This is a genomic window from Allofrancisella heilbronnii (genome assembly GCF_000710735.2).
In the GTDB taxonomy this organism is placed as follows: domain Bacteria; phylum Pseudomonadota; class Gammaproteobacteria; order Francisellales; family Francisellaceae; genus Francisella; species Francisella frigidaquae.
The window spans coordinates 59,702-83,078 of sequence record NZ_CP144673.1 but is presented as its reverse complement, the minus strand read 5'-3'; the positions used below and the strand labels follow the sequence as shown (position 1 = coordinate 83,078).

The window sequence follows — 23,377 nt, the reverse complement described above, 5'->3', positions numbered from 1 at the left end:
TCCATATTTGCCATAAAGCCTTAGAAAATTCATACCAACAAGCTCAAGTTGTAAAAAAATGCCCTATCCAGAAAAATAATCTTTTGATTTTTATTGACAAAAAAAAATAATATATGCAAAATACTTTAGCTATTAGATTATACATTGATGTTTCTTCGCATATCCCCTTTAGGAGAAACCAAAATTATATAAAGTTTAAAATTTAAAAATTAATTGGAGAAATAAAGTTGGCTAACTCAAAACAAGCAAAAAAGAGAATTGTACAAGCTGAAAACAACCGCAAACACAACGTTGCTCGTCGTTCAGTAATGAGAACTTTTTTAAAGAAAACTGCTTATGCTATAGAAAAAGGTGATGTTGAAGCTGCAAAAGAAAACTTTGCAAAAGCTATCCCTCTTCTAGATAAATATGCTACAAAGGGCTTAATTCACAAAAATAAGGCTGCTAGACATAAATCTCGTCTAAGTGCTAAAATTAAAGCTCTCGCTACAGCTGCTTAACTACCAATAACCATAAAATCAAATCTTATTCTTTAATAATTTCATTTGCTATGTAACATACACAAGCTAGATTAAAATATGGATTTTTGGTTTTACTAAAGCTCTCACTAAAAACCAGGTGACGTAGCTATTAGCTTTTTAGCTGCCCCGTTTTTGCTTTATTGATAATAAATAAACAACGGTCTTTAGAACACAGGATCCTTAGTTGGTGGAGCATAGTTCCCAGATATTCCTACTAGTTTATCCTGATTATCAAAAGTTAGTATAAGTCTAGATTCATCAAAGTTTTCGTCTTGCATATGTGCCTTATACGTATTAACGTATATAAACTGATTTGGGTTAAAAGTATCTATAATATCTGGAGAACCCAATATGTATTTGACTTCAGCTTTGGTCATATTTGGTTTGATTTCAAAAAGCTTTTTATCTTTAATCACTTTTCCTTGCGGTACTGGCGCTGTATACGGTGTGATTATGCCACATCCTCCTAGCATAGTAGATAGCAACAAAATAACTAATACATATATTCTACAATACATCTTCTAATCTTCTAAACCAGCAAAAAGTCTTTGGTCAATAATATCACATAAGCAATGTATTATAAGAAGGTGGCTTTCATGAATGTTTGCAATATTTTCAGAAGGAACTCTCAGTTCAATATCATGCAAGTCATAAACACCTTGTAGTATTCCACCGTTTGAACCTGTTAATGCTATTACTTGCATATCTAAATCATGTGCTTCTTCTATAGCCTTTAAAATATTTGCTGAACTACCACCTACCGAAATAGTCAGCAAAATATCTCCCTCATCACCTAAAGCAGCAATTTGTTTCGAGAAAATTTCGTCAAAACCATAAGTACTTCCAATAGCTGTAATAGTTGAGCTATCTGCAGTCAAAGCAATCACTGGTAAAGGTGGTCTTTCCAGCTCAAAATGGCTTAATAATTTAGATGAAAAATGTTGAGCTATAGAGGCTGAGCCACCATTACCACAAACAAGTATCTTGCCACCGTTTTCCAAACATGAAACCATAGCTTTTGCTGCTTGAGCAATTGCTGGTGGCAAAATATTAGCTGTTTCTATTTTTGCTTGAATACTATTTTCAAAATAATTATTTATTTTTTCTAAAGAAGTCATAAATAGGTAAAAAAGCAACTTAACTATGGGGAAAATTCTACTATATAAAGTTTTTGATAGCTAGGGTATATAAAACAATAATTATTTATCTAAAATAAAAAACCACATGTAATTAGTCTTTCAGTTTTACCAATGAAAGTAAAAATAAACATATTATTGGCAAAACTATGCATGTTAATACAAATTTCCAGATATAGTCAAAAGGTAAATAACCCATTACAGATACAGCTATTACAGCTGCCCCCATATTAATAAAATTCATAGCACCCTGATGCATTTGCTTTATCTTTAATAGCATTTGACGCTATATGCGATGCTGTAGGATAAATAAAACTACAGGTAAAATACATAAGCGTTGCTATCATAAAAAATATAACTGGTGTTAGTAAATCTTCTAAATACATAAAACTTAAAAATCCTAGAAAACCTGCCATAACAAGCAAAGCCACACCTAATATAGCCAAATCACTGTATTTATTAATAACCCTTGCCACAGCTATAGATCCACCTATAATACCCACCATAGTTAATGAATTCCAAACTCCATATTCAGCACTACTAAATCCAAATAGATCATACGTAATAAAAGGACCGGCGGCTGAGTAACAATAGCTAAATACAGACATCACTCCTATAACCAACGAAAACACTATTAGTTTGAAATTACATAAAGCATTTATATATCCACTAAGAATATTGTTTATATTTAAAGTTTTTCTCTGAATTTCACTATCTGTATACATAAAGCTTAACCCAAACATAATCAATCCATGTACCAGTAAGACAAAAAAGCAATCTCTCCAATGTAGGTAACTATCGACCAAACCGCCTATCAATATAGCCAAACTCAAAGCCAGAGCAAATGATATAGTTGCATATGACAGTGCCAATCTTGCTTTTGCTGGCTCAACTGAGTTGTTTAATATGATAAAAGTACATACTAAACCAGCTGATGAACCAAGAGCCGTTATAAATCGGCCAATTAGTAATACTTTCATTGAAAAGACATAACCTCCTGCCAAGCAAAGTAATACCCCTAGCAAATTCAAAACTAAGCCGAACCTTAGAGCTTTGACTTCGCCATATCTATTTGCTATTGGCCCATAAATAATTTGTCCTATAACATACCCAACTAGAAATATACTAACTAACCACTCAACTTGTCCAGTAGCTAATCCAAGCTCTTTAGAAATATGAGGTAAAGCTGGATTTATGATAACTGCAGAAGCACTAGCTATACTTATATAACTCAGCAAAACTATAATTTTATACTGTTTCATTAGTTTCCATTTTTTTATTTCACAATATTATTTTGCTATAATAAACCAAAAAATATTTATGTACTATCAAAAAGAAAAGTTTGTTCAGCTTAAAAAGAATTCGTTGCCATTGCACTAGCTAACTTTAAAAAATTTGATTCAACTCTTGACTCTATCTCCAAATAAAGAGCTTCCAATTCTAACCTCTGTGCTACCATATGCTAAAGCTATATCGTAGTCAGCGCTCATTCCCATTGATAGTTCAGATAATTTAACCCCAGTGGGTAAGTGTGAGTTTATCTTATCAAAGAACAGTTGCATCTTAGCAAAGCTTTGTTTGGAATCTGTATGTTTAGCTGGCATACACATTAAGCCTACTACCTCAATATTTTTTAGGTTTTTAGAATAATTTATACAATCTAAAACCTCTTCACCTTGATTGGAGTTAAAGCCAGCTTTGTTTGGATCACTATCGATATTTATTTGTAAAAATATTTTTATTTGCTTATTTTGTTCAACCGCGTTAAAACTTATCTTATCAAGATGCTCTATTTTCTCAACACTTTGAATAACGTTTGCATACTTTACTATCTTTTTTATCTTCTTTGACTGTAGCGATCCTATAAAATGCCAAATCAAATTTGGTAGCTCCAAAGCTTTTTGTTCTAGCTCTTGAAGGTAATTTTCACCAAAATCAGCTTGTCCAAGAGAGTTTAAAAACTTTATTTTTTCAATAGATTGATATTTACTTACTGCTAAAAGTTTAGCTTTGCCATTAAGTTGAGATAGAATTTTTTCATAAGATTTTTTTATAAATTCTTTATCAAACATCGTTTATTTTCTCATAATAATTAAATTTCTTTTCGCATCTAGAAAAGGTACTTTTATTTCATGTTTTGACACTTTTAGTGGTAGTTTAAGCAAGTTTTGCTCCTCACAATCAGCTCCTTTCATAGCTAACATTTGGTTATCATTAGTTAAAAAATGCTTACATAGTTCATAAAAGGTCTCAACATCGCTAAAAGCTCTAGAGATAATATTATCAAACGAACCAGTTAAAGCTTCAATTCTAATATTCATTGGCTCTATGTTTACCAGCCCTAAAGTTTTTTTGACGTTTTTTAAAAACATGATTTTTTTACCAACACTGTCTACTAAGGTAAATTTATGCTCTGGATACAAAATTGCCAAAACTACTCCTGGCAAACCACCTCCTGTACCGACATCTACGGTTGTCGAGCCTTTTATATATTTAGCTACGGACAAACTATCAAATAAATGTTTTTCGAGCATGTCATCAAAATTTTTTATAGCGGTCATATTGTATACTTTATTCCACTTTTCAAGCAGCTTAAGATATTCAATCCAGAGATTAATTTGTTTGTTATTAGCACTAAGGTTTAACTCTATTAGAGCTTGTTGAATTTTATCGTCTACCGTCATTTTTATGAAAATAAAGCTTTTAGATACGTTATAATGATTATATTATAAGCTTTTTTAACGGATATAGTTAGCGAGTGTAAGGTATTGCAAGCAAAACATAGGCTTACTGTGAATTTTGTAAGCTAAAGCGATGCCCTAAATAACCTTATGACCACTAATAACTAATTAAGATTTGAATATGATTTTATCTAGAAAATTTGGTGCTGCCATGATTATCTCTGGTACATCTATAGGTGCTGGTATGCTAGCAATTCCAACGACTGTAGCAAGCTGTGGATTTTTTATAGGCTCTATACTAATCATCTCAATCTGGGCTTTGATGACTTTTACCGCTATAGTTTTAGCAGAAGTTAACTTAAAGATGAAAGAAGGTGCAAACTTTATAGAAATGACTCAGCAAACTCTTGGACCCATAGGGGTCTGTATAGTATGGATTTGCTATATACTTTTATTATATTCATTAGTTGCTGCCTACACTGTTGGTGGAGGTCTATTAATAACTGCTTCACTATCAAGTATAGGCGTTATATTACCAGAAAAAATTACCAGCATAATATTTATTTTAATTCTTGGACTATTTATTTATAAAAGCACTAGAATAGTAGATCATGTAAACAAAATAATGTTTACCGGCAAACTTTTAGCTTTTTTCCTACTAGTGATAGTTTTATTACCACATGTTTCTACAGAACAGTTAGGATACTCAATAAAAAACCCTAACTTTATATGGGCTTGTTTTCCTATCTTACTAACTTCTTTTGGTTTCCACCATATAATTCCAACGCTTAGAACATATGTGAAATCTGACAAAAAAGCTTTACGTCAAGCTATTATATTAGGAAGCACAGTCCCTTTAGTAGTCTATCTACTATGGATATTTGCTACTCTTGGCTCTATACCTGTTGAGACAGCGGATGGTATATTAGGAAAACAGTCTGGAGAAATAACCTCTATAATAATAAGTCATTTTAGCTATCATTCAGGCTATATAGCATCAATCTCTTTTTTGTTCGGTTTTTTTGCTTTAGCCACTTCTTTTCTTGGCGTTGCCCTTGGACTTTTTGACTTTAGTCGTAGTACTTATAAACTTTCTGCAAACTCACATAACCATAAGATATTGGCTTTTATTATTACTTTTTTACCAGCTTATGTATATGCTATTGCCTACCCTGAAGGTTTCAAAGCAGCTTTAGGTTACGCTAGTATTTTTGTAGCCATACTCCAAGTAGCTCTACCTGTAGCAATGTTATGGGTCATTAACTATAAAAAACGTAAGACTATGTTTTATACCTCGATAATAACTAGTATAATTATCGCAATTGCTATTTTGATAATAACTCTACAAATTCTAAGCTCTTTAGATTTATTACCCACCTTACCAACTACATAAACTTAGTAATTGACTAAACCTGTCTTTTTCTATACAATGTCGAAACTATTTCTATGATATGTCAAGAATAAATTTTAAAATTATAAAGAGGATATTAAAATGAAAAGAACGTTCCAACCTTCAAACCTAAAAAGAAAAAGAACTCATGGCTTTCGTGCTCGTATGAAAACTCTAAGTGGTAGAAAAGCTATTAATAACAGAAGAGCTAAAGGTAGAGCTAAGCTTGCAGCATAAGTTTTGTTTATCAAAGCAAAATATACTTAATAAAAATGAGATCAAGCAAGCTTTTGATAGAGTACAAACAAAGCTACACTCTTTACACTTTACGTTTTTAATAAGTGAACGTAATTCTAATGAGCCTGGCTTATGTGTGATACTGGCTAAAAAAAATATCAAAAAAGCCACTAAAAGAAACTTCTGTAGGCGGCTTATTAAAGAGTACTTTCGTCAACACAAGGGACTTCTTGATAACAAAAGCTTGATTGTGTTAGGCAAAAAACAAGCATCAGAAGCTACTAAGGAAGAGTTGTGGCGGTCTATAGAAAAATTTCATCAATTTTTAGAAAAATAGCTAAAGCTCCCTTTATAACTTTTATAAAGTTGTATCGCTATTTTATTAGCCCATTGATTCCTGCTAGATGTCGATACTATCCTACCTGCTCACAATATGCTCTAGAAGCTTTAGAAACTCATGGTATACTAAAAGGATTGTATTTAAGTATTTGTAGACTCGCTAGATGTCATCCGCTATCTAAAAGAGAGTACTTCGATCCAGTTCCTAGCAAAATAGAAGGTTTAAAATCAAAATGAAATCTAATCATATAAGAATACTGTTATTAGTTACGATAGCAATAATGTTTGTTTCACTGATGGGTAAATGGGAGCAAACTTTCCCACCAAAAGATGATAGCTCACAAACAAGTGCTGTTGAAACAAAAACTAATCACTATGCTGAAACCACTGCTGAGTCAATAAATAGCAACACTTCTCAAGCTAGCATAAAAAATACCTTATCTACAAAAACTAATTTTTCAGAATACGATGATGCTAAGAGCATTACTATAAACACAAAAGTCTTTAAAGACTTAAGAGTTAGTCTACTTAATGGCGCAATAATGTCAGCTTCATTTAAAAACTACTCTATAAGCTTAGAAGATAAAACTCCAATGAGTTTACTTACTGAGCAAAAAGGCTCTGAGTATATAGCTAAAAGTACAATTGTAGTTGATAAAAACCCGTTATCAATAAACTTCGAAAGCAAGGGAGTTAAAAAGGAAGGTGATAAACAAGTTCTTACCCTTTTTGCTAAAGTTGATGGTTTAGAGATAACTAGAACCTATACTTTTGATGATGATAAATACAATATTTCTATTGACCAAAGTATCATAAATACGTCATCTAAAACAATTAATGTAATAGCAGATAACTCCTTAGTTAGAGATTTTGACCCTTCTGGGGATAGCTTTAGTTTACTAAATGCTCATAGCTATACTTTTACAGGGGTAGCTTACTCAACTTCTCAAGATAAGTTTAAAAAAGAAACTTTTAAAGATATTGCAAAATCTAATGGTAAACCAACTTTAGTAAATAACGTCGGACAAGGCTGGGTTGCTCTATTACAACATTACTTTGTAAGTGCATGGATTCCACAATCTCAAAATTCGATAATATACTACAAAAACATTAATCAAAATGTATTTGAAGCTGGCGAATATACTACTGTAACAATGCAGCCAAACCAAACGCAGAATATATCATCTATCCTCTATACTGGTCCTATCATAAAGGATAACTTAGTAAATTTAGCTCCCAACTTAGAGAAAACTCTTGATTATGGAATGCTATCCTTTTTCTCAGAAATAATATTTTGGGTAATGTTTCATATCCATTCTTTTGTAGGCAATTGGGGATTAGCAATTATCTTAGTTACCATACTTATTAAGGCTATATTTTATCCTCTTTCTGCAAAAAGCTATCGTTCTATGGCAAAAATGAGGATGCTTCAACCTAGAGTTAAGCGTCTTCAAGAAATGTACAAAGACGACCGCCAAAAGCTAGGCAAAAAAATGATGGAACTATACAAAGAGGAAAAAGTAAACCCTTTAAGTGGTTGCTTACCTATGCTTATACAGGTTCCTATCTTTATTGCTTTATACTGGGTATTATTAGAGTCCGTAGAATTAAGGCAAGCTCCTTTTATATTATGGATACATGATTTATCAATGAAAGATCCTTATTTTGTGTTGCCAATTTTAATGGGTCTGTCAATGTTTTTGCAACAAAAACTATCTCCTGCACCAGCAGACCCTATGCAAGCTAAAATAATGATGTTTTTACCAGTGATATTTACTTTTTTATTTGCATCATTCCCATCTGGATTAGTACTATACTGGTTAACAAACAATTTAATCAGTATTTTGCAACAATGGGTTATCACAAGACGTTATCAAGCAACGCATAAAAGATAAAAAATGAATAAATCTTTACTTACCCCTAAATACTGGGGGCTATGGATTATAATAGGGTTTTCTAAAGTTATTGTAAATATCTTACCTTACAAAGCTTTAATGCATCTAGCTGTTGGCGTAGGTTTTTTGGCAAAACCCCTAGCTAAAAAAAGACAACAAATAGCTATTATAAACCTTAAAATAGCATTTCCAGAAAAATCAGATAAAGAAATAAAAAAGCTTGCTAATGATAGTTATAAATCAGCTTGCATGGCCGGGTTTGAAAGCATAATAGCTTGGTTTATGTCTGATAAAAAGTTTAAGAAAATAAAATTTGAAACTATTGATGCTTCTTTATTTGAAAAAACACATTTTGATAAGAATAAGGTCGTGATTGTCCTTGGTTTTCATTTCCATTGTTTAGAGATAATCGGCAGATATATTGGCCAAACTTACAAGCCTTTTACAGTGATGTATCAAACACATAAAAACCCCTTAATGGAATATGTTATTACATCAGCAAGGAAAAAGTATGTTCAAGAATGTTTCCAAAGAAAAAATATCGTCTCTGTGATTAAAAGTTTAAAAAGAAAAGTCTCCCTATGGTACGCTCCAGACCAAGATTTTAGGGAACATATAGTGTTTGCACCGTTTTTTGGTAAACTATGCGCTACTCTTACAATTACTCCTTGGCTAGCTGAGAAAACAGGAGCCATTGTAATTCCTGCATACTACATAAGAAAAAATGACTTATCAGGATATACGATATTTGCGGGCGAGCCTCTTAATTTCACAGGAGATGCTTACAAAGACGCCAAAATGACGAACAAGTTTTTAGAAGAAGCTATAAGAAAGCATCCAGAGCAATACTTGTGGCAACATAGACGTTATAAAACCAGACCAAATGGCGAAGAAAAAATTTATTAAGACTTACTATTTTTTTTAAGCTCTATGTTAAAATCTACAATAAAAACTTTTAAGTATAAGAGATAAATGTATAAAAACCTTATAAAGCCTAAAAACTGGAGAATATTTATTATACTAGGTATAATGAATATTGGTTCGAAACTCCCTTTATGGAGCCATAAATTTATAGTTTTAGCTATAGGTTTTATCATTAAACCTTTCCTACACAGCAGAAATATTATTGCGCAAGAAAACCTCAAAATAGCTTTCCCAGAAAAATCTCTAAAAGAAATTAACAAGCTTGTTAATAAGAGTTACTATTCTATGATACTATCTGGGGCTGAGACTACAGCTGCTTGGTTTTTGTCTAAAAAAAGATTCAAGAAAATAAAGTTTGAGTGGGATGAAGGATCTCTAGAAAGGTTCCAGAAATATCATGATGATCCTAACCAAAAACTTATTGTTCTTGGTTTTCACTTTCACTGTATAGAAATAATTGGTAGGCATGTGGGAGAACAATTTCCTCCTTTTACTGTTATGTATCAGAAAAACAACAACGATATAATAGAGGATTTGATAAAAGATTTCCGTGAAAAAAATCTTTATAAATGTCTTGATAGCAAGAACTTTATAGCCGTTATCAGAAGTTTAAAAAAAGGTTATTCTATGTGGTATGCTCCAGATCAAGACTTTGGTTTAGAAAGCTCTGGTATGCAAAACTCAGTGTTTGCACCATTTTTTGGTAAACCATGCTCAACTCTCATAGTTACACCATGGTTAGCAGAAAAAACTGGAGCCGTAGTTTTACCAGCATATTATATACGTGAAAAGTGCTTAAAGAGGTATAAAATCCACATAGGTGAACCTTTAAAATTTACTGGCGATGCTTACAAAGACGCCGAAATGACAAATAAGTTTTTAGAAGATGCTATAAGAAAATATCCTGAACAATATTTATGGCAACATAGACGCTATAGAACTAGACCAAATGGTGAACCACAAATTTATTAGAGGATAAAGATGTTAAAAAGACAAGGTTTTTCACTAGTAGAACTAATGGTGGTAATAGCTATAATAGCTATCTTAGCAGCTGTTGGCATACCTGCATATAATAACTATGTTCTAAAGAATCATCGTAGTGAGGCAACATCTGAGCTTCTATCAGCAGCTAATGCTGCTGATAACTTTGAAATTCGTAATGGAACTTTTCCTTCAGGTAGTGAGATAAACAGTTTTTGGCATACAAATACTCAAAATGGTTATTATTCTTTATCATATTGCTCCGGGGAGCAAGAATGTTCTAATGTAAGTTATGTTATTATAGCTAAAGCATCTGGTAGTCAAATGGGGGATACTCCCTGCACTACTATAGAACTTGAAGTTAATGGTGGCATTGTAAACAAAACTCCAATTGAATGTTGGAATTAGTAAATTAATAAGATTTTTGAGGATTAAAGTAATGGCAAGTTATAGCACAAACGAGTTTAAAGGCGGATTAAAAGTTCTTATAGATGGTAACCCGATGGTGATTATTGAAAATGAATTTGTGAAACCTGGTAAGGGTCAAGCCTTTAACCGAGTTAAGTTAAAAAATTTACTTAACGATAGAGTAATCGAAAAAACCTTTAAATCAGGGGAGTCTGTAGAAGCAGCTGACGTTGAAGAACTAACTGCTATATACTCATACTTTGACGGTGATAGCTATGTATTTATGCATCCTGAAACTTTTGAACAATATATAGTTTCTGAGGAAAGTTTAGGAGATACAAAAAAATGGCTAAAAGATCAAGATGTATACCAAATTGTGCTTTTTAATGGTCAACCAATATCTGTCGTTGCCCCTAATTTTGTTAATCTTGAGATAGTAGAAACTGATCCGGGCTTAAAGGGCGACACAGCTGGTACTGGTGGTAAACCAGCAACTTTATCTACTGGTGCTGTAGTTAGAGTACCGTTATTTGTCCAAACTGGTGAAATTATCAAAGTTGATACTAGAACTTCAACTTATGTATCTAGAGTTAAAGAGTAAATAAACATGCAATCAACAGATAACCTAATTTGGTTAGATCTAGAAATGACAGGGCTTGATGTTGAGCAATGCCAAATTATAGAAATTGCGGCCATTATTACAAATAAAAATCTAGACATAGTTGCTGAAGCAGAGCCTATAGCTATATATCAGCCAGATAATATTTTGGCAAGTATGAATGAATGGTGTATTAAAACTCATACTCAAACAGGTCTTACTCAACGTGTTAAAGAAAGTAAAGTAAGTTTAGAACAAGCAGAAGAAAAAATTTTAGAATTCATAAAAATGTATGTTCCTTACCAAAGCTCACCTTTATGTGGTAACTCTATTTGGCAAGACCGAAGATTTTTAGCTAAATACATGCCAAAGATTGATGATTACTGTCACTATCGTGTCTTAGATGTAACAAGTATAAAATTACTAAATGAGTATTGGGGTAAACCCAAATGCTTTGTGAAAAAAAATACTCATAAGGCTCTAGATGATATCCAAGAGTCGATAGCTGAACTTAAGTTTTATAAAGAGGAATTATTTAATTGATAAGCTATACTAATTTAGTATAGTTTTGATATAATCTGCACATATCCCTATAATTTACCAGAGAATAAACCTATGAAATATGCTTTAGTTGGTAATCCTAACTGTGGGAAAACAACGATTTTTAATGCTCTTACGGGTCTTAATCAAAAAGTTGGTAACTGGTCTGGCGTAACTGTTGATAAAAAAACTGGTTTTTATGAAATAGCTAATAAAAAAGTTGAAATTGTCGATATACCTGGAATTTACTCACTCGCGGTATCAGATGGAAGCTCTATCGATGAACAAATAGCATATTCTTTCATAGTCAATGAAAAACCTAATGCCATTATAAATGTAGTTGATGCTTCTAACTTAAATAGAAGCCTTTATTTAACTACTCAACTTATTGAACTAGGGTTACCTGTTATACTAGCTGTTAATATGGCAGATATCGCTAGTAAAAAAGGGCTTGTAATCCACTATGATAAACTAGAAAAGATCTTAGGTTGTAAAGTTTTACCTGTAGTTGGTTCAAAAAATATTGGTATAAAAGATTTAAAAGAATTACTTGCTAAAGAACAGCAACCACCACATTTTGATTTAAAAAAGTATTACCCTCAACAAGTCTTTGAACTTGAGCAAAAAATCAGCTCACTAAGAGAAAATAAGCTTGGAAATCTATGGTTAGCAACTGAGTTATTTGACAACAGGTCAGTTCAGCTTTCTCAAGAAATTAATGAGGAACAAGTCAAACTTCTAGAAGATTTTGTAGAAGATAACTTACTTATAGATAGTGACCTAGCTAAAGCTAGATATAAAGCTGTAGCTGATATTATTGAGACAGCAGTAGAAACTAAAAAAATCTCTCGATTTAATGCCACTAAAGCCCTAGATGCTCTCTGTATGAATAAGTATCTTGGTGTGCCAATCTTTCTTTTTATGATGTATTTGATGTTTTTATTTTCAATCACACTAGGTGGCGCAATCCAACCGATGTTCGATGATCTATCACATGCTGTTTTCGTTGATGGATTAGCATATTATGCAAATATGATTGGTTTACCGTTACCTTTGACAGGAATTTTAGCCAATGGTTTAGGAACTGGTATAAATACTGTGCTTGGATTTATCCCTCAAATAGGTTTCTTATTTATATTCTTATCTATATTAGAAGATTCTGGATACATGTCTCGAGCAGCTTTTGTAATGGATAGATTTATGCAGTCTATTGGTTTATCTGGTAAAGCTTTTGTTCCATTAATAGTAGGTTTTGGTTGTAATGTTGCCTCTATTATGGCTGCTAGAACCCTTGAGACTCGTAAAGATCGTTTAATGACTATTATGATGTCTCCATTTATGTCTTGTGGTGCAAGATTAGCAATATTTTCTGTATTTGCTACAGCATTTTTCCCCAATAATGGCGCTACTATTATATTTTTACTGTATTTAGCCGGTATAATCGGGGCTATCATTACAGGATATATTATCAAGTTTACATTTTTAAAAGGAGATACAGCTCCATTTATTCTAGATATACCTAATTACCATACTCCTTCTTTTAAAACTGTAATGCTATATAGCTGGAGTAGACTAAAATCTTTTCTAATTCGCGCTGGTAAAGTGATTGTCCCTGTAGCAATTATTGTTGGGAGCTTAAATAGTATTACTATAAATAATAAAACTACAGCTTTAGAGTATGTTAGTAAAAAAATTACGCCTATTTTAAACCCAATGGGTATTAATGATGATAACTGGCCCGCTACAGTGGGTTTGATAACAGGAACCTTAGCTAAAGAAGTTGTAGTAGGAACATTAAACACTATTTACACACAAGATAACAGCTCAGGGATCCCAGAAAAATTTAGCTTTATGGAAAGTTTAAAAGAGTCATGGGATGCAACTATAGATAATATCAAAAATATAGATCTAGCTACTTTGCTAAACCCAATTGAGGCAAGTAAAGCTGATACAAGTATGGATAAAGGTGCTATAGGAAATATGGTCGCCAAGTTTGGTTCTTTGTCGGCTGCATTTGCCTATTTACTATTTGTACTACTATATATCCCTTGTATATCTGTAGTTGGTGCTATGGTTAGAGAATCCACACGTGGGTGGGCCATTTTATCTGTATTTTGGAGTGCATCAATCGCTTACGTTGCAGCAGTTATAGTTTATCAACTTATGAACATAACTATACACCCTATTAGCTCTACAATATATATTGGACTAGCTACACTTTACACTTTAATAGTGGTCTTTCTAATGAAACACCTCTCTACCAAAATAAAATTTGTAGCAAATTTAACAGGTTGTTCTAGTTGTAACACTAAATGCTCTTAACTGTATTTTTCATAAAAATTTCTTTTCTAAATTGTATTTAAATATGTTACGATGACAATTAAGCGTACATGAGTGTACGTCTTTAACATATATTCAAATAAAAACTTGAGAGGAGTTTTATGTCAAAATTTGTCTATGCCTTTAGTGAAGGTAATAAGTCTATGCGTGATTTGCTAGGTGGAAAAGGTGCAAATCTTAGCGAAATGCTAAACAGTGGTTTACCAGTGCCAGATGGCTTTACAGTAACAACAGAGGCTTGCCTTAAGTATTACGATGACCGTCAGAAGTTAAGCGATATAGTAAAAAAACAAATATTTCAACACATCGCCGACTTGGAGAAAAGAACAGGTAAAACTTTTGGAAGTGGTAAAAACCCACTGCTGGTTTCTGTACGTTCTGGTGCAAGGGTTTCAATGCCAGGTATGATGGATACGGTGTTAAACTTAGGTTTAAATGATGATGTTGCTAAAGCTATGGTAGCTAAGACAAATAATGAGCAATTTGTTTATGATAGTTATAGAAGATTTATCATGATGTTTGCAGATGTTGTAATGGACTGCGAGAAAAAACATTTTGACAAAATTTTAGAAGAAAAAAAAGAAAAAAGAAAAGTTAAAAATGATTGCGATTTAAGTGCTGCAGACTATAAAGAAATAGTTTTAGAATATAAAAATATATATAAATCCCTAGTTGGGAAAGATTTTCCTTGTGAACCTATGGAGCAACTATTAGCTGCTGTTGAGGCTGTATTTAAATCTTGGAACGCTGAAAGAGCTATTATTTATAGAGAAATCAACAATATCTCCAACAACTGGGGAACAGCTGTTAATGTTCAAGAAATGGTATATGGCAACTCTGGTAATAATTCTGGTACTGGTGTTGCTTTCACAAGAAACCCTTCTACAGGTGAAAATGAGTTATTTGGGGAGTATCTAATTAATGCTCAAGGTGAAGATGTCGTGGCTGGCGTAAGAACTCCTTCTCATATCTCTACTTTAAAAGATACAATGCCTGAAGTTTTTAATGACTTTGTAAAAATCGCAAAGAACTTAGAGACTGTATACAAAGATATGCAAGATATGGAGTTCACTATAGAAGACGGTAAGCTCTTCATGCTGCAAACAAGAAATGGTAAAAGAACTGCAAAAGCAGCTATCAAAATTGCTGTAGATATGGCTAAAGAAGGTCTAATAACTAACCAAGAAGCTGTAATGATGGTTGAACCACACCTATTAGAGCAACTTCTACATCCTAAATTTGATGAAAAAGCTTTAGCTTCAAAGCGCCCTTTAGGTTCAGCTTTAGGTGCTTCACCAGGGGCCGCTAGTGGTAGAATTTACTTTGACGTTGAATCTTTACTTGCAGCAAAAGCTCGTGGTGAGGAAAAAACTATCCTTGTGAGAATAGAAACCTCACCTGAAGATATTGCTGGTATGAATGCTTGTAACGGTATTTTAACCCTTCGAGGAGGTATGACATCTCATGCTGCTGTAGTTGCTCGTGGCATGGGTAAATGTTGTATATCTGGTTTAGAGTCAGCAAAGATAAATGAAGAGCAACGTACTATCACTTTTGAGAGAGGTCAAGTTTTTGGTGAAGGGGACTACCTATCTTTAGATGGTACAAAAGGTGATGTATATAGAGGTATTATAAAGACTGTAAACCCTGAAGTTACACCTGATTTTGAAGAGTTTATGAAATTTGTGGATAGTGTGCGTAAACTTCGTGTTAGATGCAACGCTGATACAAGACATGATGCCGAAGTTGCCAGGATGTATGGTGCCGAGGGTATAGGACTTTGTCGTACTGAACATATGTTTTTTGAAGAAGATCGTATCTCTTATGTAAGGCAGATGATTTTAGCTAAAGATAAAAAAGAAAGACAAAAAGCTCTAGATAAACTACTTCCTGTACAACAACAAGATTTTGAAGAATTATTTGAAGCTATGGATGGGTTAGCTGTAACTATTAGGTTTATAGATCCTCCTTTGCATGAGTTTTTACCAAGAGAGATAGAGGAAATAGAAGCCTTAGCTAGAGAATTTAAAATTAGCTATGACGAACTAGAAGCACGTATAGAGGCTCTTAGTGAAATGAATCCGATGATGGGTCATCGTGGCTGTAGACTAGCAGTTACATACCCAGAAATTATAGAAATGCAAACTAAAGCTATTATTTACGCTGCTATATCTGCCAAACGTATGGGAGTAGAAGTCAAACCAGAGTTGATGATTCCATTAATAAGTACGCTTGGCGAGTTTAAGCTTTTAAGTGGTATTATTCACGAAGTAGCTAATACAATATTAAAACGTGAAAAAATAGATGTAGATTATAAAGTAGGTGTAATGCTTGAAACCCCACGTGGTGCAATAGGAGCTGGCATGCTTGCCCAAGCTGGTAGTGAGTTCTTCTCGTTTGGGACAAATGATTTAACTCAGATGACTTTTGGCTTTAGTAGAGATGATGCTAATAAGTTTATTAGAGAATATCTTGAAAGAGGTATCCTAAGCTTTGATCCTTTTGCAAGATTGGATCCAAAAGGTGTTGGTAAGCTAATGGAAATAGCTAAAGAAGGAGTAAAAGCTGTTAATCCAAATGCTAAAATGGGAATTTGTGGTGAGCATGGTGGAGAGCCTTATTCTGTTGCATTTTGTCATGACTTAGGTCTTGACTATGTATCTTGTTCTCCATTTAGAGTACCTGTAGCTAGACTATCAGCAGCTCAAGCTAAAATATATGCTGATAGAAAGTCTTTTTTATAACTATAGAAATATTTTCAATATATAGATAAACTCAGCCCACATTGGAAAAATATTGAAAATAAAAGTATTTTTGAATCTAGTACAGATAAGTAACCCTTACTTATCCTCTTTTTTAATAGAAATCCCAAGCTCATTAAGCTGCTCTAAAGTTACTACTGAAGGTGCTTCTGTCATCAGACAGCTTGCTGTTTGAGTTTTAGGAAATGCTATTACATCGCGGATATTTGAAGTATTTGTAAGTAGCATAATAAGTCTGTCAACACCAAAAGCTATACCACCATGAATCGGGGTACCGTAAGAAAGTGCATCAAGCATAAAACCAAACTTCTCACGAGCTTCTTCATTAGATATTCCAAGTAAATTAAATACTTTAGCTTGGATATCTTGCTTATGGATACGAATTGATCCACCCCCAACTTCATAGCCATTTATGACCATATCATATGCTCTTGAAAGAAGGTTTTCAGGATTTTTATCTAGTTGATCAATACTATCTATTTGCGGAGCTGTAAATGGATGGTGCATCGCATATAGTCTATTATCATCTTTCTCAAACATTGGAAAATCAATAACCCATAGCGGTGCCCAATCTTTTGTGAATATTTCAAAATCTTCACCGATTTTAGCTCTTAAAGCACCCATTGAATCGTTAACAACTTTTGCTTTACCAGCACCAAAGAATAGTAAATCGCCTTCTTTAGCACCTGTTTTTTCAATTATGTTAAATAATGTTTCTTCAGAAATATTTTTAACTATAGGCGACTGTAGGCCGTCTTTACCTTGAGATAAAGAGTTAATTTTAATATACGCAAGACCTCTAGCGCCATATATACCCACAAATTTAGTGTATTCTTCGATATTTTTACGCGTTAGCTTTTCATTGCCTTCTGGAATTTTCATAGCAATTACTCTAGCTTCCGGATCATTAGCAGGACCTGAGAATACTTTAAACTCTTCATTTTTCATATCTTCTTTGATATTTACAAACTCAAGAGGGATTCTTAGATCTGGTTTGTCAGAACCATATTTATCTATGGCCTCAGCAAAACTCATAACCTGAAATGGCGTTTCAAACTTAACACCAATAGTAGTCTCAAATAATCCTGCTATCATTTTCTCCATAGTAGACATAATAAAAGCTTCATCAATAAATGAAGCTTCTATATCTATTTGAGTAAATTCTGGCTGTCTATCTGCTCTTAGATCTTCATCACGAAAGCATTTAACTATTTGATAATATCTATCAAAGCCAGAAACCATCAAAAGCTGCTTGAAGAGCTGAGGTGACTGCGGAAGAGCATAAAACTTACCATTAAAATTACGACTTGGTACTAAGTAATCTCTTGCACCTTCTGGTGTTGCCTTCGTTAAAAATGGAGTTTCAATATCTAAAAAGCCATTGTCATCTAGAAATTTTCTAACATAACGAATTGCTTTTGAACGAGTCATTAGTTTTTGCTGCATTTCTGGTCTACGCAAATCTATATAGCGATACTTAAGCTTTACATCTTCACCAGTTGACTGATAATCATCTAACTGAAAAGGTATGGTTTTAGATTTATTTATAATTTCTAATTTTTCACCGATAATTTCAACTTTACCACTAACTAAATTAGGATTTTCCTGTCCTGCTGGTCTTAAGCTGACTAAACCTTGTGCTTTTATTACAAACTCAGATCTCAAACTATCTGCAACCTTGAAATTTTCATTATCAGGATTAAAAACTAACTGGACTAAGCCCGTTCTATCTCTTATATCCAAAAAGATAACTCCACCATGGTCTCTACGACGATGAACCCATCCGCATACTGTAACTTCTTGGTTTTCTAATTTTTCATTTATATCTGAACTATAGTGTGTTCTCATATCGAAAATAATCCTTTAAAAGTTTTATAAAATAAATAGATAAATTTAACTATAATATTATAACAAGAAAAAATAATAAGACTAAAAGAAATTAGATATTAAAAACTACAGGTTAAATGCGCTAAACAAGAGTTAGTATTTAGAACTAAAAAACAAGCTTACCTGTTTGAGTTAAAAAAATTTCCAAATAGCCAGATTACTCATATTCTTAATAATTGACCATGAAACTTTTGAAGCTTTCTATTATGACTAGTAGAAATAAAAGTTGTCTCTTTTATCTTTAAAAAGTAATATACTCTCTCTAGTGATTTTTCATCTAAATTTGATGTCGCTTCATCCAATAAAACTAAATCGTATTTTTTAGTAAAAAGTCTGCAAAAAGCTAATTTTTGCTGCTCTCCTTCTGAAAGTACATTGTTCCAGTTATAACACTGACCAATAAATTTTTGCAAATAAAGCAAATCTAACTCTTTAAGTATATGTATAAAGTCTTTATCACTAGGTATATTCGTCATTAATGGTGAAAATATTGCTCGTTTAAAATCATCTTTAGGAAAATATACTCTAGATGTTAGAAATAAAATCTGAGGTTTAGTGTTATAACAAACTTTTCCTTCAAAATTCTTATACGCTCCTTTAATTACCTTAAGTAACATAGTTTTTCCTACCCCTGTTTTGCCTTGTACCAACAAGCTTTGTCTATTTTTTAGCGAAAAGTTTAAATCTGTAAATAAAACCTTTTGAGGATTAGATACAGTTAAATTTTCTATTTTTAAAAGTTCTTTTTGGGAAGTATCTATGGTGTATAGTTTTTTATCATTAGAATTATCTATTTGCTTTTTTAACTCTATTAATCTTTTGACATTTGTTTTTAATTCTGTGACTTGCTCATAACTATATACAAAAAATAATAATGGAGAAACTACCTTTAAAAAGGCAGCGTTAATCTGCATAATTTGTCCGAAACTTAAAGCTCTTGCAAAATATCTAGGCAACGATAAAAATATTCCTATTATTCCATAAATTTGGGAAAACAGGCTTGTTACTAGACTTATTTTGATCTCTCTAAAAGTTAAAGTGTAAAAGTTATCTACTACGTATTTAAAATTAGTCTTTGATTTTAGAAATTTAACCTTTTCAAGACTATTATCATGTATATGATAACTATTATTTCTAATTGTAGCTAACCCAAACCTAAATTCTGCTTCGTATTTTTGCCTATCATATACAAGTTTTCTAAGTGGCTTGCCAACTTTTATCACCATTAGTATATTTACAGCAGCTAGTAACACCGCAAACCAAAATAGATACCCATGTATGGTTAATTGATATCCATAAAAGTTAAATGTAAAACTTCCTGAAAGATGCCATAAAATCCAAGAGAATAAAACAAACGTTAAAACACTACCAACAAAACCCAAGAATAAATATTTAAGAAGATTTACTAACTCTTTTATATCATAACTTATACGCTCATCAGGGTTATCATACTCTCCCAAATCTGATACATAAGTCTTAGAATATAGCCAATATTTTGTATAAAAATTTGTCAGATACTCTCGCATTTTTATAACAAAAATCTGACTAATAACATATAGTACAAAACTATTAGCTAACATAAAAAAGATTATGAAAATAAATTTCATTAATTGATACACCAGCAACTGATAGTTATATTGTTGCAAAGAGTTATAAAAATCAACGTTCCAATAGTTTAAATAAACACTTAAACTAACGCTTATAAATTCTAGTAGGATACAACACAATAAAGCTAGAAGGGTTCTAAAATTTAAATTATTTACCCAAAAAGGCTTGGTTACTAACCAAATACCTTTAACTAAAACCATTTATTCTGCCTTATAAGGGACAGATATTACAACTCTAGTTGCAGTTTTTTCTTCTTTTTTATCCATTGCTGCTATAGCTAATTTTAGCATTCTAGAGTTTTGGTTATGTAATAAAAAATGCCACCATTTAATGTTAACAACCTCTGGGATAACCACTATTGAGTAGCCTCTATCAGGATCTCTAAGGTCATTTTTGCGTAATATTTGTAATATTGGTGTAATAAATGAATTGTAAACGGGTCTTAATATTAAAAGCCGTTCTTCAAAAGCTAAACTTTTCCATTGCGCTTTTATTTTATTAATTTTGTCCTCATCAGCTGATACAAATACAGGTGTGATGTCATCAGACAAATTTCTTGCTAATTGAAGTGCTTCTATTGTACCGCGATGGATACGAGAAACTAAAAGCACAATTTTTGGCTTTAATTTTTCATGCACACAAGCGTTCACTATCGCCTCATCTACACTAAGTGTAAGGTTTTCTTCCCGCCTATTATAATGATTTTTTATTCTAAATAAGCCATACATTATGACCGCGATTGCTATTATAACGATCCAAACACCTTCAAAAAATTTACTTTCAACTGTAGTTATTAACACTATAAAAGTTGCCACACAGCCAAAAGCGTTTATAAAAGCTCTTATACTCCAGCTCTTGTATAAACGTTTATTCTTGTACCAAAACTTAACTAAACCTGCTTGACAAAGAGTAAATGCTATAAATACTCCAAAAGCATATAGTGGTATAAGTTTACTAACTTTCGCCTCAAAAATGATAACTAAAGTAGCTGAAAGTAATGTCAGCATTACTATACCATTCCTAAAAGCTAATCTATCTCCTACACGCTGAAGCTGCTCGGGTAAGTAACCATCTTTACTCATAATAGAAGCTAAAGTTGGAAAGCCTGTAAAACATGTATTTGCTGCCATCAATAGAATTAAACAAGTTGATGCTTGTAAAAAGTAATAACTAACCCCATTTCCTAAAACTTGGTGAGCTATTTGGGATAATACGCTCTCCGAAAAACCTGGTAGAATCTTAGTTTGAGTAGCTATGAAAGTTACACCAGCAAACATCACCATAGAAAATAACGTCATAAAAATAAGCCCAACTAGAGCTCTAGTAAGCATTGGTGATTTGTAGGTAGAGACTCCATTGGCATAAGATTCAATACCCGTCAAAGCTGTACTACCTGATGAAAAAGCTCTTAATATAAGGGTTATAGTCAGTAATCCTGTTGAGTTTTGTATATTTTTTACATAAGAATCACTGTAAACGAACTCTGTCAAAGTACCAGCATGATATTTGTATAAACCAACCACTATCAAAAACATTATTGAAATAACAAACATATAAGTTGGCCATGCGAATATTCTTGCTGTAGAACGAACCCCTCGAAGGTTTATTATCATAAGCAATATAAGCAAAGCTAAAGAGATTTCTACAGTATACTTGCCAACTACTGGAAACGCTGATCCAATAGCTACAGATGCAGTAGAAACAGATACTGCTACTGTAAGAATATAGTCTATAATCAAAGATGCTGCTGTCAGTAAAAGTAGCTTTTCATTAAAATTATTTTTAACAATTGAGTAAGAGCCTCCTCCTTCGGGGTGCGCTTTAATAACTTGGGCATATGAAAAACCCATTAGAAGTATCAACAACACTATCATTATTGATACCAACATAGAGTATTGTGTTACTGCTATTGTCCCTGCTACTGCCAGAATTATAAAAACCTCACCAGTAGCATATGACACTGAAGATAAAGCATTTGAGGATAAAATTGCAAACCCAGAGAGTATTCCTATTTTTTGCTCTTGTTGTTTAGCTGTAGGAATAGGTGAACCAAATATCAAATTTTTTAGTTTCATTGATTATTAACCCTGCTTTCTTAGAAACTCATTTAAGCTTTTTATTAACTCTTCTGTTTTTTCTCTCATTACAGCTGATATCTTATAATACTTCCCGCTATATCCTATTTGCTTAACAAACTCTTCACATTTAAAATCAACTTCATCCGCTAAAAGATCTATTTTATTGATTACCAAAAACCTTGGTTTATCATAAAGTTCTTTGCTGTATTTTTTGAGCTCTTTTTCAACCGCAAAATAGTTCTCTACTGGATTAGAATTATCAAACGGATAAATGTCCACCACATGTAATACACACCTAGCACGTGTAAGATGCTTTAAAAATCTCAAACCTAAACCAGCACCTTCAGCAGCACCTTCAATCACACCTGGGATATCTGCCATTACAAAGCTGTCTATGCCTACTTGAACAACTCCCAAATGTGGATACATCGTTGTAAAAGGATAATCAGCCACTTTTGGAGTTGCTTGAGATACAGAACGAATTAAAGTAGATTTACCTGCATTTGGTAAACCCAAAAGTGCAACATCTGCTAACAAATTTAATTCCAATCGGACTTCTTTATACTCTCCTTCCTCTCCCAAAGTGAATTTTCTTGGAGCTTGGTTTGTGCTACTTTTAAAATGGGTATTTCCTATACCTCTTTTGCCACCTGATGCTAATTTTAGAGTTTCCCCATGGCTTAGTACTTCACCGATCTTTTCATCTGTTTCAACATCAAATACGCTTGTACCAACAGGAACGACCAAGTATAAATCTTCCCCAGCCTTTCCATAACAATTTCTGCCCTCTCCAGGCCTACCATTTTCTGCTTGATGCTCACGTCTATAGCGATAGTCAATTAAAGTATTTGCATTTTCATCAGCCTTTAGATAAATGCTACCTCCATGACCTCCATCACCACCATCAGGGCCACCCCTAGGTACATATTTTTCTCTACGGAAGCTTACACAACCGTTCCCACCTTTACCAGCTTGAACCTTAATGGTTACTTCATCTACAAATCTCATATTTCCAAAATTATAATTAAAAATCCTAGCCTTATATTATATAC

Annotated in this window: 21 protein-coding genes and 1 pseudogene; 13 read left to right on the top strand and 9 right to left on the bottom strand. The window is 32.8% G+C overall.

What is annotated here, in order from left to right:
- The first annotated feature begins 227 nt into the window (after positions 1 to 227).
- Positions 228 to 500 carry a 30S ribosomal protein S20 gene (rpsT, locus tag FRA_RS00375; RefSeq protein ID WP_035720657.1) on the top strand — a complete coding sequence of 91 codons (273 nt, stop codon included), beginning with the start codon at positions 228 to 230 and terminating at the stop codon, positions 498 to 500.
- Positions 501 to 685: 185 nt separating this feature from the next.
- Here the strand turns inward: rpsT and FRA_RS00370 are convergent, their stop codons facing one another.
- The 5 genes and pseudogenes from FRA_RS00370 to rsmG form a co-directional block, all read right to left on the bottom strand.
- A complete protein-coding gene (locus FRA_RS00370; RefSeq protein WP_155960892.1) occupies positions 686 to 1,039 on the bottom strand; it encodes an outer membrane protein assembly factor BamE in 354 nt (117 codons plus the stop codon).
- Positions 1,040 to 1,042: 3 nt separating this feature from the next.
- Positions 1,043 to 1,639, bottom strand: coding sequence for a D-sedoheptulose-7-phosphate isomerase (locus FRA_RS00365; protein WP_035720656.1), 597 nt, complete (start codon positions 1,637 to 1,639; stop codon positions 1,043 to 1,045).
- Between the two features lie 112 nt (positions 1,640 to 1,751).
- Positions 1,752 to 2,919: pseudogene (locus tag FRA_RS00360) on the bottom strand (MFS transporter).
- 138 nt (positions 2,920 to 3,057) lie between these two features.
- Positions 3,058 to 3,729, bottom strand: coding sequence for a YggS family pyridoxal phosphate-dependent enzyme (locus tag FRA_RS00355; protein ID WP_035720655.1), 672 nt, complete (start codon positions 3,727 to 3,729; stop codon positions 3,058 to 3,060).
- Between the two features lie 3 nt (positions 3,730 to 3,732).
- A complete protein-coding gene (gene rsmG / locus FRA_RS00350; protein ID WP_035720654.1) occupies positions 3,733 to 4,341 on the bottom strand; it encodes a 16S rRNA (guanine(527)-N(7))-methyltransferase RsmG in 609 nt (202 codons plus the stop codon).
- A 178-nt stretch (positions 4,342 to 4,519) separates the two neighbouring features.
- Between rsmG and FRA_RS00345 the strand changes: the two genes are divergently transcribed.
- From FRA_RS00345 to ppdK, 12 genes are all read left to right on the top strand, one after another.
- On the top strand, positions 4,520 to 5,731 hold the full coding sequence (locus FRA_RS00345; protein ID WP_035720653.1) for an amino acid permease: 1,212 nt from the start codon (positions 4,520 to 4,522) through the stop codon (positions 5,729 to 5,731).
- A gap of 99 nt (positions 5,732 to 5,830) precedes the next feature.
- Entirely contained in the window at positions 5,831 to 5,965 is a 135-nt protein-coding gene (rpmH, locus tag FRA_RS00340) for a 50S ribosomal protein L34 (RefSeq protein ID WP_035720651.1), read from the top strand.
- On the top strand, positions 5,955 to 6,302 hold the full coding sequence (gene rnpA / locus FRA_RS00335; RefSeq protein WP_035720650.1) for a ribonuclease P protein component: 348 nt from the start codon (positions 5,955 to 5,957) through the stop codon (positions 6,300 to 6,302). The genes rpmH and rnpA overlap by 11 nt, the downstream gene beginning before the upstream one ends.
- The gene (yidD, locus tag FRA_RS00330; RefSeq protein ID WP_035720648.1) at positions 6,260 to 6,541 is read left to right on the top strand and encodes a membrane protein insertion efficiency factor YidD; all 282 of its coding nucleotides are present in this window, start codon (positions 6,260 to 6,262) and stop codon (positions 6,539 to 6,541) included. Before rnpA ends, yidD begins: the two co-directional genes overlap by 43 nt.
- Positions 6,538 to 8,199: a membrane protein insertase YidC gene (gene yidC / locus FRA_RS00325; protein WP_035720647.1), complete on the top strand. Its 1,662-nt coding sequence runs from the start codon at positions 6,538 to 6,540 to the stop codon at positions 8,197 to 8,199. The genes yidD and yidC overlap by 4 nt, the downstream gene beginning before the upstream one ends.
- 3 nt (positions 8,200 to 8,202) lie before the next feature.
- Positions 8,203 to 9,105: a lysophospholipid acyltransferase family protein gene (locus tag FRA_RS00320; RefSeq protein WP_035720644.1), complete on the top strand. Its 903-nt coding sequence runs from the start codon at positions 8,203 to 8,205 to the stop codon at positions 9,103 to 9,105.
- Between the two features lie 66 nt (positions 9,106 to 9,171).
- Positions 9,172 to 10,095 (top strand): lysophospholipid acyltransferase family protein, encoded by a 924-nt coding sequence (locus tag FRA_RS00315; protein ID WP_035720643.1) that lies wholly within the window; start codon positions 9,172 to 9,174, stop codon positions 10,093 to 10,095.
- A gap of 9 nt (positions 10,096 to 10,104) precedes the next feature.
- Complete coding sequence (locus FRA_RS00310; protein ID WP_035720641.1) at positions 10,105 to 10,512, top strand: type IV pilin protein; 408 nt, start codon at positions 10,105 to 10,107, stop codon at positions 10,510 to 10,512.
- 31 nt (positions 10,513 to 10,543) lie between these two features.
- Entirely contained in the window at positions 10,544 to 11,113 is a 570-nt protein-coding gene (gene efp, locus FRA_RS00305; RefSeq protein ID WP_035720640.1) for an elongation factor P, read from the top strand.
- 6 nt (positions 11,114 to 11,119) lie between these two features.
- On the top strand, positions 11,120 to 11,653 hold the full coding sequence (orn, locus tag FRA_RS00300; protein WP_035720639.1) for an oligoribonuclease: 534 nt from the start codon (positions 11,120 to 11,122) through the stop codon (positions 11,651 to 11,653).
- 72 nt (positions 11,654 to 11,725) lie between these two features.
- Entirely contained in the window at positions 11,726 to 13,972 is a 2,247-nt protein-coding gene (feoB, locus tag FRA_RS00295; protein ID WP_035720638.1) for a Fe(2+) transporter permease subunit FeoB, read from the top strand.
- Between the two features lie 119 nt (positions 13,973 to 14,091).
- On the top strand, positions 14,092 to 16,734 hold the full coding sequence (gene ppdK, locus FRA_RS00290; protein ID WP_035720637.1) for a pyruvate, phosphate dikinase: 2,643 nt from the start codon (positions 14,092 to 14,094) through the stop codon (positions 16,732 to 16,734).
- Between the two features lie 96 nt (positions 16,735 to 16,830).
- On the opposite strand, the gene aspS is transcribed toward ppdK, so the two are convergent.
- The 4 genes from aspS to cgtA form a co-directional block, all read right to left on the bottom strand.
- Positions 16,831 to 18,600 carry an aspartate--tRNA ligase gene (gene aspS / locus FRA_RS00285; RefSeq protein WP_035720636.1) on the bottom strand — a complete coding sequence of 590 codons (1,770 nt, stop codon included), beginning with the start codon at positions 18,598 to 18,600 and terminating at the stop codon, positions 16,831 to 16,833.
- A 200-nt stretch (positions 18,601 to 18,800) separates the two neighbouring features.
- Positions 18,801 to 20,447 carry an ABC transporter ATP-binding protein/permease gene (locus FRA_RS00280; RefSeq protein ID WP_035720634.1) on the bottom strand — a complete coding sequence of 549 codons (1,647 nt, stop codon included), beginning with the start codon at positions 20,445 to 20,447 and terminating at the stop codon, positions 18,801 to 18,803.
- Positions 20,448 to 22,322, bottom strand: coding sequence for an APC family permease (locus FRA_RS00275; RefSeq protein ID WP_035720633.1), 1,875 nt, complete (start codon positions 22,320 to 22,322; stop codon positions 20,448 to 20,450).
- A 6-nt stretch (positions 22,323 to 22,328) separates the two neighbouring features.
- A complete protein-coding gene (cgtA, locus tag FRA_RS00270; protein ID WP_035720632.1) occupies positions 22,329 to 23,333 on the bottom strand; it encodes an Obg family GTPase CgtA in 1,005 nt (334 codons plus the stop codon).
- Positions 23,334 to 23,377: the final 44 nt, after the last annotated feature.